The 12,776-nt window shown below is 57.7% G+C and carries 9 protein-coding genes and 2 pseudogenes; 1 reads left to right on the forward strand and 10 read right to left on the reverse strand.

Annotated features, from left to right (window positions below; translation table 11 throughout):
* Nucleotides 1–30 precede the first annotated feature (30 nt).
* From OZX74_RS06125 to OZX74_RS06145, 5 genes and pseudogenes are all read right to left on the reverse strand, one after another.
* On the reverse strand, nt 31–606 hold the full coding sequence (locus OZX74_RS06125) for a hypothetical protein (protein ID WP_277156083.1): 576 nt from the start codon (nt 604–606) through the stop codon (nt 31–33).
* A gap of 12 nt (nt 607–618) precedes the next feature.
* The gene (locus OZX74_RS06130; RefSeq protein WP_277156084.1) at nt 619–1,917 is read right to left on the reverse strand and encodes a TRAM domain-containing protein; all 1,299 of its coding nucleotides are present in this window, start codon (nt 1,915–1,917) and stop codon (nt 619–621) included.
* 334 nt (nt 1,918–2,251) lie between these two features.
* Nucleotides 2,252–2,911: pseudogene (locus OZX74_RS06135) on the reverse strand (DUF3159 domain-containing protein); the annotation flags it as partial.
* 146 nt (nt 2,912–3,057) lie between these two features.
* The gene (locus OZX74_RS06140) at nt 3,058–3,921 is read right to left on the reverse strand and encodes a DUF3710 domain-containing protein (protein ID WP_277156085.1); all 864 of its coding nucleotides are present in this window, start codon (nt 3,919–3,921) and stop codon (nt 3,058–3,060) included.
* Between the two features lie 223 nt (nt 3,922–4,144).
* The gene (locus OZX74_RS06145; RefSeq protein WP_277156086.1) at nt 4,145–5,011 is read right to left on the reverse strand and encodes an exodeoxyribonuclease III; all 867 of its coding nucleotides are present in this window, start codon (nt 5,009–5,011) and stop codon (nt 4,145–4,147) included.
* Between OZX74_RS06145 and OZX74_RS06150 the strand changes: the two genes are divergently transcribed.
* Nucleotides 5,004–5,132 (forward strand): hypothetical protein, encoded by a 129-nt coding sequence (locus OZX74_RS06150; protein WP_277156087.1) that lies wholly within the window; start codon nt 5,004–5,006, stop codon nt 5,130–5,132. The two genes, OZX74_RS06145 and OZX74_RS06150, sit on opposite strands and share 8 nt — an antisense overlap.
* Nucleotides 5,133–5,161: 29 nt before the next feature.
* On the opposite strand, the gene OZX74_RS06155 is transcribed toward OZX74_RS06150, so the two are convergent.
* From OZX74_RS06155 to OZX74_RS06175, 5 genes and pseudogenes are all read right to left on the reverse strand, one after another.
* The gene (locus tag OZX74_RS06155; RefSeq protein WP_277156088.1) at nt 5,162–7,186 is read right to left on the reverse strand and encodes an ABC transporter ATP-binding protein; all 2,025 of its coding nucleotides are present in this window, start codon (nt 7,184–7,186) and stop codon (nt 5,162–5,164) included.
* 16 nt (nt 7,187–7,202) lie between these two features.
* Entirely contained in the window at nt 7,203–8,180 is a 978-nt protein-coding gene (locus OZX74_RS06160) for an ABC transporter permease (protein WP_277156089.1), read from the reverse strand.
* Nucleotides 8,181–8,202: 22 nt separating this feature from the next.
* On the reverse strand, nt 8,203–9,129 hold the full coding sequence (locus OZX74_RS06165) for an ABC transporter permease (protein ID WP_277156090.1): 927 nt from the start codon (nt 9,127–9,129) through the stop codon (nt 8,203–8,205).
* Between the two features lie 238 nt (nt 9,130–9,367).
* On the reverse strand, nt 9,368–11,008 hold the full coding sequence (locus OZX74_RS06170; RefSeq protein WP_277156091.1) for an ABC transporter substrate-binding protein: 1,641 nt from the start codon (nt 11,006–11,008) through the stop codon (nt 9,368–9,370).
* A 140-nt stretch (nt 11,009–11,148) separates the two neighbouring features.
* Nucleotides 11,149–12,773, reverse strand: a pseudogene (locus OZX74_RS06175) (alpha-amylase family glycosyl hydrolase).
* Between the last annotated feature and the right edge of the window lie 3 nt (nt 12,774–12,776).

Genomic DNA, 12,776 nt, shown 5'->3' on the forward strand with positions numbered 1-12,776 from the left:
CTTCGTTCGCGATGGGCCTTGGCGGCATATTTACGGTAACGTCACGCTGACGGTCTTGGGATGCGGGTTGTCATTGATGGCGGTTTGTACGGCCTGATCGAGCGGAACCGTGCCCTTGCCCTGCGCGGAGGGCACTATCCGCAACGATTCGGCATAGGAATTCGTGTCTTTCGGCAGATTCACCGCATTGACCAGTATCACCGGGCTGCCGGCATGGCGTGCAATCTGCAGAGCCTCAACCCAATTGTTCGCCTGGTCGCCTTGCATGCTGAGGCTATCGATGACGAAAGCGGTGACCGGCCGCCTGGTCATGTCCTTGAACGATTGGACCGGATCGACTGTCGTGCTCCCGTCCGGAATCGGCGCGTAAACGGCTTTGATACCGGTTTTTTCGAAGGCTTGGAGCACCGTCCGGTCAAGTTCTTCGTCACCGGCGGCAATGACACCTATCAGGATGTCGGATTTGTCGACGCTGTCATGGTTGACATGTCGAGCCGCTGAAGTGGTGTCACCGACCGCAGCGTTTTTTGGGGTGCAGGATGCGAGCGCCGGCATGAACGACAACGTCATGCAGACACTCAGCACCATTGACAATCCCCGACGCATCGAACACCCGCCTTATTCGCTTTTGCGCACGAACAGCGCCACGGTCTCGACGTGATGGGTCATCGGATAGATATCGAATGCCTGGATCGATTTCAAGCCGTAACCCAGCGTGGTCAACGTGGCGGCATCGCGTGCGAGACTGGTCGGGTCACAGGCGATATAGACGATGGAGTGCGTTCCGGCTTGGGCCAGCTGACGGCAGACCTGGGCCTTGGCTCCGGCCCGAGGCGGGTCGAGCACGACGATATTGGGGTTCGCCAGTTCTTCGGGCACGCGACGCAGGCAATGGGAGACGTCGCCCTGCAATGCGGTGACGTTGGCGTCCTTGGCGATATGCAGGTTGCGCTCGGCATTACGCACGGCCATGCGACCGCCTTCCACCGAAAGCATTGCGGTATGGCCGAAGGTCTTGGCCAGCGGCACCGTGAAGAGGCCGGAGCCGGAGAACAGGTCCCAGAGCGTGGCGGATTGCACGCCGGAAAGCTCCTGACTGACCAGTCTCATGACATATTTGACGAGCGTGGGCGGGGCCATGCGGTGCACCTGCCAGAACCCGTCGTCCTCCACGCCGTACTTGTAGCGCTTGCCGTCCACATCCACGACTTCCTTCAAACGCTTGGAGCCTGCGTGCAGGTGCCCGTTGACGGTGATGGCAAAATTATCGCCCACGGCCTCGAGCAGCGCCTTGTTCGGCACCCGAGACGTATGGATATCTCGAGGTTCAGGAACCGCGACGCGAATTTTGGCTCCGGGCTCGAACCGTTCGTCCCAAAGTTTCTGCTCGCGGGCGACGGCCAACAGCGCACGCGTGGCCAACGGCATCGTGTCGATTCGCACACGGGTATGCGAGGCCCGGCGTCGCATTGATACGCGACCTTCCTCGTCGGCGATCAGTTCGATGCGGGTGCGCCAGTGCAGACCTTTTTCCTCGTTGTCGCCGTCCATTCGGGCGACCGGCACATCGTCGATATCAAGATGGCCCATGCGCCTCATCTGATCGGTGATCACCGCGGATTTCCATTTGAGCTGGCCCGGCAGCGAGACGTGAATCAGATCGGCACCGCCGACTCCCCCGCCCTGCGCAAGAGGCCCTGCCAATGGCCAAAGTGGTTCGACACGGTCGTCGGACGCCTCCACGACGTCGATGACCTCGCCGGTCCAGAATCGGTCATCGCGCTCGTGCGGCTCGTCGAGTTCGATGGTGTCCAGTTCGCCGGGCAACGCGAAACGCACGAAAACCACCCGTCCGTCTATATGGGCGACGCAACGCCCCTGATCGGCGTAACGTTCGATACGTACTGTGGCTTGCATGCTGACCTCTGCTTCTAGGAATTCAATAACGGCACGGACAATATGAAATCCCGCGCCCTATCATTCGTTTTGTATGGCATATTGCCGCCGATAATGATGAATAACGGAACCGACATATCCCCACGACTGGAATTCCAGTCTATCGTTGACCCTCGTCCATGGCTTTCACGATATTTGAAACGTTCACCGATTGCGCGGCTTCACCAACGCCTTCGTTCCCGGGACTTGCCGCGGTATCCATATCGGTGGCGCTTGCATCTGCGCTTGCATAATCTTCGACGGCATCGTCACTATCATCACCATCGTCCTCCGGCTCGAATTTGGGATGATGCCTCATCGGATCGGCAATCAGCAGATAGGAAACCCAAATCGCCAGCGCCCAGAACGGCAGACCCATCAGCAGTCTCGTAGTGCCCAGCCAAGTGACATGATTGGTCAGATACAATGGCACCTGCACCACCAGTCGCAACGCGAACACCCCGATCCACATGGCCGTGACGATGTCGTAGGCACGCATGAGTTTTCCGTCGCCTCTCCAATCGGCAAGCCATGCGCACCAATGCTCGGTCGGCAACGAACGGATGAATTCGACCAAAAAACCGACCCCCGGCACACGAATGGCCAGTGTGATGGCCAATACCACAAGATAGACGGCGTTGGTGATAAACCCGTACATGTAATAATTGCGGGCCTCGTGCGTATTCCATGCCCAGATCAGGCAAATGGCGATGGAAATCAGCCCTGCCAACGCGCCGAGCACCGTCTGCCGTTGGACAAGACGCACCAGCACCAGGAGGACGGCAAGCACCGCCGAGACGATAATCGTGACCTTGAGGTCCGAGGTAATCACGAACATAACCACAAAGACGAAACCAGGCAGCATCGATTCGACGATGCCGCGCACCCCGCCGATGGCGTCGATGACGGAGAAGTCCTCGCCATTACCTGCCGCGGCCAATGCGGCCAATCCCTGACGTTTTTTGGTGTCGCTCATCGTTCCTGTTCCATTTGAATGATTTGATACGTTTGCCGTGATTTTTTTCCCGATAGGTTTTACTATTTCAAATCCCTTACCGTCGGCACATGATTCGCCGGTCCACCCATAACAGGCAAACCGGCGAATCAAAGAAACATAGTGAATCAGCGCAATTCCGAGAACATCGGGCCACGCGAAATCGTGGTCTGCACCTCGGTCTGCTGGTCGGCGACGAACGGCCCGTTGATACGCTTGGGAATCTTATGATCCTTGCCGTCCTTGTCTGCCTCGGCTGCCGCTTCATCGGCCTTGCGACGCTCCTCGGGGGAAACCGGGGCGTGCATCGGAATCAAGTCACGCGGCGCCAACGGTTCCTCGCCGCGGTCGACCACGATATCGGAGAAGAACTGGTTCAGGGCCTTGGTCTCAGGACTTTCCGGATGGGTGGCGGCGCGACCGGAGAAGATGCCGCGAAGCATCCAACGTGGCCCATCGACGCCGACGATGCGGGTGATCAGCTTTTTGCCGCCTTTAACGGTGACGGGCAGTTTGATTTCGGTGCCGAAGATGCCTGGCTCCTTGCTGGCTTGCGGATTGGCGGCCAGCAGATCCTCACTCACCCCGTCCCAAAGGCTCAGTGTCTTGGGAGCCGCGAGCGCTTCGATTTCGAGGCTGGAGGTCTTGTAGGAGATGGTGCAGCCAAGCACCTGGCCGCTGGCGCGGCTGGCCTTGACCCTCAGCTCGATGCCCTGCATGAAGGGCAGGTAATAGGCGCCCATGTCGAGATATTCGTCGTAGTTCGGAGCTTCCTGCTCATCGATGTCCCAAGGACCGTAAAGCGTGCCACGGTCGGGATAGGCTTCGCTCGCCTCTTCAGGCACCTTGTGGTCTTCGCTGGCATCTGCCTCGTCTTCGTCCGAACCTGCTTCCGCGTTTTCGGCCTTGGTGTTTTCAGCATCAACAGCTTCGTCCTGTGTCTCGGCCTCATCTTCGTGACGCTTCTTCTTGCCGAATCCGAACAATCCCATAGTTCCTCGTTTCAAAACCTGCAATGATGATTCAAGCCTATCACCGGGTTACGCCTCAGCGTGGCTCACACTTTTCTGACGTTTTAAAAAGCGTGAGCCAACCGAACATTCGCTCATTCTCCATATTCCTCACGAATCCTGTAACGACAACGATTCACGAGGACATGCTCAGAGCAATGTTCGTCTGGGGCTCACCTTTCCCCGGCGCCCGAAAAATGTGAATCTAGATCTCATACACCACACTCAACGGTGCATGATCGGACCAGCGGGTGTCATAGGAGGGAGCTCGATCGATGTCGAAGGACACGGCCGTTTCGGCCAATTCCCGGGTCGCCAGCTGATAGTCGATCCTCCAGCCGACGTTGTTGTCGAAGGCACGTCCGCGCTGGCTCCACCAGGTGTACGGGCCCTGCACGTCACCGGCCAGGTTCCTCATGACATCGACGAAACCGTATTGCGCGGGGTCGAGCCATTGGTCGACGTAGGCGCGTTCGGCAGGCAGAAAGCCTGAATGCTTCTCATTGGCCTTGGCGTTCTTGATATCCAGCGGGGTGTGGGCGATATTCATGTCGCCGCACAGCAGTGCCTGACGGCCACCCTTTTCGGCCTCGTCACGCAGCTCGCCCATGCGCTCGAGCATACGGTCAAGGAAGCGGTATTTCTGCATCATCTTGTTGGGGTCGTCGGTATTGCCCGCGTGCACGTAGACGCTGGCGACGGTAAGTTTCATACCCGACGGGGTGGTGACGTCGGCCTCGATCCAACGGCCTGAATCGACATCTTCGCCCAGGTCCATCAGCCCGTAACGCCGTTCCTCGATATCGAGGTCGCTCAACAGGCCGACCCCGGCGCGGCCCTTGATACGGCAGACCTCATCCATACGGCCAAGATTCTCAGCTTCCGAAACCTTGCCGGCCTTGGCGTAGCCATCCGCCATGGCTTCGAAAATAGGGTCGATCTCCTCCTGCGGGGCGCGCACCTCCTGCATGCACCAGATGTCCGGGGTATTGGCCTCGGCCCAGTCAAGCACGCCCTTGCGTCTGGCCGCGCGGATACCGTTCAGATTCGAAGTAGTCACTGTTATGCTCATGACCTCCGACAATACACGCCTGCGTGGTCGCAGCAAAGACGAGCATGCATTCATTGCGGAATATGAAAATCCCGCCACCGACGGTGACGGGATTGACTGGTCGTTCAACCGATTCTCGTGATCGGTCTCAAACATTCGGGCCTACAACACTCAGTCCAAACCGAGCTGCAGATGACCTCCTGGAATCGCGTCGAGCAGATCCTTGGTGTACTGCTGCTTCGGATGGTCGAAGACCTCGTCGGTGGTGGCGTGCTCGACGAGCCTGCCCTTCTGCATCACCACAACCTCATCGGCGATCTGACGGACCACGGCCAGATCGTGGGTGATGAACAGGTAGCTCAGCCCACGTTCGGCCTGCAGATCGTTCAGCAGCTGCAGCACCTGATCCTGCACCAACACGTCGAGGGCGGAAACGGCCTCGTCGCAGACGATAACGTCGGGGTTCAAAGCCATGGCGCGGGCGACGGCGATGCGCTGACGCTGGCCACCGGAAAGCTCGTTCGGGTAGCGCTGCATCACCGATTGCGGCATCTTCACCAGATCGAGCAGCTCTCGCACGCGCTGTTCACGGCTCTTCTTGTCGCCGATCTTGTGGATGCGCAACGGTTCCTCGATGGAGCGGTAGATGGAATACATCGGATCGAGCGAACCGTACGGGTTCTGGAAGACCGGCTGGACGTGCCTGCGGAAGTCAAGCAGCGATTTGCCCTCAAACTCGCTGATGTCCTTGCCTTCGTAGGTCACGGTGCCGCTGGTGGGCTTCAGAAGTTTCAGCACCATGTTGGCCACGGTGGATTTGCCTGAACCGGATTCGCCCACAATCGCCAGCGTCGTGCCCCGCTTGACCGAGAATGACACATCGTCGACGGCCTTGAACATTTCCTTCTTGCGCGGAAGCTTGAATTCGCGGGTCAGGTGGCTCACCGTAATGATGTGCTCGCTCTTCTCAAGCGTTTCCTCTCCCTTGACATGATGCTCCATCAAGGACTCGGCGTTCTCACCGTGTTCCTTGGCGGAGATGATGCGCTGAGAGGCCAGCGACGGGGCTGCGGCCACCAGACGCTTGGTGTAGGGATGCTGCGGATGCTGGAGCACCTCAAGCGACGGGCCGGATTCGACGACCTGACCCTTGTACATGACCACGATGTGCTGGGCGCGTTCGGCGGCCAGACCCAGATCATGGGTGATGAACAGCACTGCGGTGCCAAGTTCGTCGGTCAGGGTGTGCAGGTGGTCGAGGATCCTCTTCTGCACGGTGACGTCGAGGGCGCTGGTGGGCTCGTCTGCGATCAGCAGATCGGGGCGGCAGGCCAGGCCGATGGCGATCAGCGCACGCTGCAGCATACCGCCGGAGAACTCGTGCGGGTACTGACGGGCACGGGTGGCCGCGTCGGGCAGACCAGCCTCTTGCAGAAGACCGGAGATACGGTCGGTCATGGTGCTGCCGAGCACATACTGCTTGGCAATCTCCCACGCCTTGTCATCGCCGACCCCGGCCTTGATCAGGTCATCGGCCACGCGCCAGCGGGTCTCGGAACCGGGAACCCATTCCTGCCTGAAATAGTCCATCTTTTTCTCGGCTTGGTCGCCGTTCACACCGGCCCCGCCAAGAGCGTCCTGTGCGGCCTTCAGAAGGTCGGGAAGCTCTTTGGAACCGATGAAGGTCTCATCGTCCTCGCTTTTGACCGCCACTTCGCCGCCGGCCAACGCCTTGGCCAGTTTCGAACGCTTCTCGTGGGAGATGTCCATGTGGTTGGCCTTCAAGGCCTCTTCCACCTGGGTGCCGATGCGCCAGACAGGGTTGAGGTTGCTCATCGGGTCCTGCGGGACCAGGCCCATCTTGTCGCCGAGAAGCTGCTCATACTGCTTGCGCGTGTAGCCGGAGATTTCCTCGCCTTCCAGCTTGATGGAGCCGCCCACGACGTGACCGGTGCCGGGAAGCAGACCCAGAACCGCCATGGCGGAAGTGGACTTGCCGGAGCCCGATTCGCCCACGATCGCGACCCATTGGCCCGGATAGACGTTGAAGGAGGCGTCGCGCACGGCATGCACCGCACGTTTGTCGCCGGTGGTGAAGTCGACCTTCAGGTCCTTGACCTCAAGGATCGGCCCCTGCTCACGCTGCATCTGAAAGAGTTTTTCGTTCTTTTCGTTCTTGCTATTCATTTCGCTCATCGTGTTTCCTCCGCACTCACGCCGTACGGCTCTTGGGGTCAAGCGCGTCCTTGACGGCGTCGCCCATCATGATGAAGGCAAGCACCGTGATGGCCAGCGCGGCCGATGGATAGAAGAGGACGGAGGGATCGGTGCGCAGGATGGTCTGCGCGTTGGAAATATCGCCGCCCCAACTCACGGTCGTGGTCGGCAGGCCGATACCGAGGAAGCTCAGGGTCGCCTCGGAGACGATGTAGGTGCCGAGTGACGTGGTGGTCACCACGATGATCGAGGCCATGGAATTGGGAAGGATGTGTCGCATCAGGTTGCGCCACGGCGTCGAACCCAACGCGGTGGAAGCGGTGTTGAACTCAAGGTTCTTGGTCTCCATCACCGCCCCTCGCGATATTCGCGCGGTCTGTGTCCAGCCGAACAGTGTCAGCACCAGCACGATCTTCCACACCGATCCGGAGGTACGGAACATCTGCAGCACCACGATGGCACCGAGCAACAGCGGGATGGCCATGAAGATATCGGTGAAACGGCTCAGCACCGCATCGATCCAGCCGCCGAAGAAGCCGGCGAGGGCCCCGATCAGGGAACCGACGACCATCACGAGCAGCGTGGTGAGAATGCCGACGGACAGCGAGGTACGGGTGCCGTAGACGGTACGGGTGAAGACGTCGCAGCCCTGGGTGTCGTAGCCGAAGGGATGACCGGCGCTGCCTTTCTCCAGGGAATGGTCCAACTGGCAGAAGTTGGGGTTCTGATGGGTGAACACACCCGGGAACAGCGCCACGAAGATGACGCAGAGAATCAGTATCGCCGAAACGATGAACAAAGGATTGCGTCGCAACGTGCGCCATGCATCCGCCCACATGTTCGTGGCCGGCATCGACTCATCGACGGAATCGACATCCTGCAGTTCCACCTTGCCGGCGGGGGCGACATAGCGCTCCTGACCCGGCAGAATGTGGGAGGAAGTCTTGGCTTGTTGAATAGTGTTGTCACTCATAAATCTTATTCACACTCCAGACTCACGCATACCTGATACGCGGATCGAGAGCCGCGTAGAGCATATCAACAGCCAGGTTGCATACCACGAATATCAGGGTCAGCAGCGTGACGATGGAAACCACCATGTTGCTTTCACCCTTGAGGATGCTTTGATAGGTCAGGAAGCCGATGCCGTGGACGTTGAAGATGGTTTCCGAAATCATGGCCCCGCCCATCAGCGCTCCAAGATCCTGGCCGAGATAGGTGACGACAGGAATCAAGGAATTACGCAGCACATGGCGAACGATCACCGATCGGTTTGACATGCCTTTGGCCCGGGCGGTGCGTACATAGTCCTCGGCGATGTTCGAGGAGACCTCGGAACGCGTAAGCCTGATGATATAGGCCATCGAAACGGAACCAAGCACCATGGCCGGCATCAACAGGTCCAGGAAGCCGGGGTCGCTGCCTGCGGTGACCGGCAGCAGACGCCACTTGACACCGAGGAAGTACTGCGCCAGGAAACCGGTGACGAACGTCGGCACGGAAATCAGGAGCAGGGAGACGATCAGGATGACGGAATCGTACCACTTGCCTTTTTTCAGACCGGAGATGATGCCGAATATGACACCGAATACCGCCTCGAACACGAAAGCCATCAATGCCAGCCTGATGGTCACCGGGAAGGCCCTGCCTATCTCGTCGATAACCGGCTGCCCGGCGAACGTGTTGCCGAAATTGAGTGTCAATGCGTTCTTCAGGAACAGCAGATACTGAATGATGAATGGCTTATCGAGGTTATATTCCGCGCGAATCTGGGCCGCGACCGCAGCGTTGACCGGTTTGTCGCCGAACATCGCCTTCACCGGATCACCGGGAAGCGCGAAGACAAGGGCGTAAACCAACAACGTTGTGCCGAGAACCACGGGGATCATCTGCAGAATACGGCGCAGAAGATACTTGCCCATCGGTTAACTCCTTATTTTGGAATCGGCCAAACTCGAATCCAAGTGGTCGACTCATAAACATATGTTTGCTACTTTAACTCACACACACGTCAAAGTCGACCGAAAAGATGACTCACACATCCATATTCGGTCGACTTTGACACTTTATCCGTATACGGCCTGTGTCAAAGCCCACGTCTTCGGGCAAGCCCGAACTTTGGCAGGTAAAAGGCCGTGCGGTTGCAGTTATTGACTTACCTCACTTCTTGAGTTCATTGTAAACAGGCTGGCTCTTCCAATCCATCTGGTAGCCCTTGATCTTGCTCGAGCAGACGCCGACATTGGCCTTGTTGTACAGCGGAATTCCCGGAAGGTCCTCAAGAAGAATCTCCTGGGCCTGGCTGTATAGCTTGTTGGCGGCATCGACGCTCTTGGCCGTATAGGCCTGGTCGATGAACTGGTCGAACTTGGGGTTCTTGTACTGTTCGTTGTTCGAACCGTTGCCGTCGGCAGCGGCGCTGGCGAAGTTCTGGAAGAGGTAATTCTCAGCCGAAGGATAATCCGGCGCCCAACCGGCCCTGTAGGCACCGGTCATCGTGTGGTCATAGATGGGCTTGAGGAACTCCTGGTTCGTGGGAATCGGCGTGGTCTGCGCGATCTTGGAACCGATGGCGTTGTTCACGGAATTCACGATGGCGTCGAACACGGCCTTGGTGCCGCCGTCACTGTTATAGGAGATGGTGAACGGGTTGGGATCGTGCGAGATGGCTTCGGCCTGATTCCAGAGTTCCTTGGCCTTCTTCGGATTGTATTCGATGTTTTCAACACCCTTCAAATTGGCATTGAATCCAGGGGTCAGCGGAGAAGTGAAGTCACGGGCCGGCTTGCCAAGACCTCCAAGCACCTTGTCGACGATGGCCTTGCGGTCAATCGCCATGGAAATCGCGCGGCGACGCAGGGTGCCTTCCTGGGTCCCCGTCTTGAAATGCTCGACATATGAAGGGATGTCAATCATCTGAATGGTCGAACCCGGCTTATTGAAGGGCTTAACCGAGGAATCCTTTTGGAAGGTCTTCTGCGCGGAGTCCGGAATGGTGTCCATGACATCGAGATTGCCGGACTGTACGTCTGCGAAAGCCGAATCCGGGGTGGTGTAGATCTTGAAGGTGATGCCGTTGTTCTGGGGCGTCTGTCCACCCTTGTAATAGGGGTTCTTCACCATCTTGATGCTATGGTTATGGTCCCATTTGTCGACTTTGTAGGGGCCATCACCAATCGGCTTTTCGCCGAATGCCTTCTTGTCTTTATAGAAGGCGTCAGGAAGCGGGGAGAAGGAAGGCAGACCGATGCGAAGCAGGAATGTCGAATCCGGCTTGGCCATGTCCACGCTGAACGTCTGGTCATCGATGACCTTGAGCCCGCTGAGCTGCTCGTCGCCCTTTACCTTGTCCTTGTTCTGCAGGTCGTCATAGCCCTTGATGGTGGAGAAGAAGGACGAGCACTTCTGAGCGTTCTTCACATTGGCGACATAGCTCCATGCCTTGGTGAAGGTCTTGGCCGTCACCGGGGTGCCGTCACTGAACTTCCAACCCGGTTTGAGCTTGACGGTGTATTGGGTGGCATCGGCATTGGGAGTAATGGACTGGGCCACTTCATTCTTGGAATTGCCTTTGGCATCGAAGTAGATCAGCCCCGAGAACGCAAGCTGAATTGGCTTGCCGCCACCGGTCTCATTGGTGTCTCCGGGAACCAACGGGTTGTTGGGTTCGGTCAGATATGCGGTGATGGTATGGTCGTTGGCCGCGGACGAATTGCCGCCGGACGACGAGCTGCCGCAGGCCCCCAAAAGCATCGCCATCGAACAGCTAATGGCGAGCAATGCCAGAGATTTTTTCTTCATTGATTTTTCTCCTTTGTTGTGGTTACTTCTGCATAACCGATGGAAACAAAAACATCATTTTGCTAACCGCATCAGCCTGTAACAAGCGGAAAGCAGGGCTTTCTCACACTTTCACGAACAGCAAAACGGATACACGCGAATCACCCGTTGAAGCCAAAAACACAGCAACTCTGCGGTCCCAATCGCAGTATGCCGCTATCGTTAAGAGCAACCTGCCCCAGAGAGACAAGGGCATTCCCGGCCCCTTGTCGCGGCATACGGATTGTGACGGTTTCATTTTCCAGCCCGGGATTCAGGGCGATGACTAGGTCACTGTCATCCTCACCAAGGCGTCGATAGACAAACGACTTTCCATCATCCGGCGCTGCGAGAACCTCGAAGCCCGCACCTGCCGACAGGGCTGGATGGTCATCGCGAAGATGAAGCAGACTCCTGGTCCAGTTAAGGAGTGAATCATCATCGTGCAGCTGCTCGGCCACAGTGGGAGCATCGGGCGAAGAATCAACCGGCAGATACAGCGAATCGGGATCTGCCTGCGAGAAGCCGAGGTTCTTGCCGGAAGACCATTGCATCGGCGTACGTGTGCCGGTCCTTCGGTAGCCGCCCTCTTTGGTAGGCAAGGTTTCGAGATAATTCATGCCGATTTCATCGCCGTAATAGATGAAAGGCGCCCCCGGCATGGTCAATATCATTGCCAACACCAGCTTGTACTCGCGCTGCGAAAGCATCGGCATGATCCTGTTGGTGTCGTGGTTGCAGGTGATCATGCAGAAATAACCGTCGCCCTCGCCGGACTGGTAAAGCGGAAGGTAATCGGAAAGAAACGCACCGATGCCGGTGCTGCTTTCGGCTTTGAAGTAGCTCAGATTTTGCTTTTTGCCCTCCCAAGTCAGGATGTTGCGCACCAGCTTGTGGTACCCGTTGCCTTCCTTGGTGTCGGACTGGCCTCCGTCGAGGTTGTCGAGATAGAAGTCCATATCGAAGCCGGCGGCGAAGGACTGCTTGGGATTCGACCATTCGGAGACGAATGCGGCCTCGGGAAACTCGGGCCTGATGGTGGCGAACATCTGCCTCCAGGCCGCGACCGTCCAACTATGGTCCGCATCGTCGTTCTTGACCAGCGAATCAGCCAGGTCCACGCGGAAACCATCACATCCCTTGGAAAGCCAAAAACGCATGACATCGACCATGGCATTGCGCGTCGCCCGCGCGGCCGGGGAGTCAGGAGACATCTGCCAAGCCCTGTCACGTCTGCCGAAACCATAATTCAATGCGGGCTGTGATTTGAAGTAATTAAGGATATAGGCACCGTCCCGCGGGCATTCACCGCCGACAAACGGCATCGTATAGCGTTCGAAAGCCCCGTTTGTCCATATATAGCGATCCGAGAATTCATTGTGTTCGGCCAATTGGCTTGCCTTGAACCACTTGTGTTCCTCGCTGGTATGCCCGGGAACCAAATCGAGCAGCACATGCATCCCTTTGCTGTGTGCGGCTTCGAAGAGGTCGACCATATCCTGATTGGTGCCGTAGCGGGGGCTATTTTCCGGTAGTCCCGGACATCGTAACCGGCATCCTTGAACGGGGAATCAAAGCATGGATTGATCCAGATGGCGTTGCAGCCCAAGTCACGAATATAATCGAGTTTTTCGGTGATACCGGGCAAATCCCCTATACCGTCGCCGTTGCTGTCGTAAAAACTCTGCGGGTAGATCTCATAGAACCTTGCGTTCTGAAGCCACGACGGCGTCTTGGTAATCGGCATACC

The organism is Bifidobacterium sp. ESL0798 (genome assembly GCF_029395415.1).
Taxonomy (GTDB): Bacteria; Actinomycetota; Actinomycetes; order Actinomycetales; family Bifidobacteriaceae; genus Bifidobacterium.

Coding starts and splice junctions, on each gene's coding strand:
- OZX74_RS06145 (WP_277156086.1), bottom strand. CDS start 5,011: ATGAGCATAACAGTGACTACTTCGAATCTGAACGGTATCCGCGCGGCC.
- OZX74_RS06170 (WP_277156091.1), bottom strand. CDS start 11,008: ATGAAGAAAAAATCTCTGGCATTGCTCGCCATTAGCTGTTCGATGGCG.
- OZX74_RS06140 (WP_277156085.1), bottom strand. CDS start 3,921: ATGGGATTGTTCGGATTCGGCAAGAAGAAGCGTCACGAAGATGAGGCC.
- OZX74_RS06150 (WP_277156087.1), top strand. CDS start 5,004: ATGCTCATGACCTCCGACAATACACGCCTGCGTGGTCGCAGCAAAGAC.
- OZX74_RS06160 (WP_277156089.1), bottom strand. CDS start 8,180: ATGAGTGACAACACTATTCAACAAGCCAAGACTTCCTCCCACATTCTG.
- OZX74_RS06125 (WP_277156083.1), bottom strand. CDS start 606: ATGCGTCGGGGATTGTCAATGGTGCTGAGTGTCTGCATGACGTTGTCG.
- OZX74_RS06165 (WP_277156090.1), bottom strand. CDS start 9,129: ATGGGCAAGTATCTTCTGCGCCGTATTCTGCAGATGATCCCCGTGGTT.
- OZX74_RS06130 (WP_277156084.1), bottom strand. CDS start 1,917: ATGCAAGCCACAGTACGTATCGAACGTTACGCCGATCAGGGGCGTTGC.
- OZX74_RS06155 (WP_277156088.1), bottom strand. CDS start 7,186: ATGAGCGAAATGAATAGCAAGAACGAAAAGAACGAAAAACTCTTTCAG.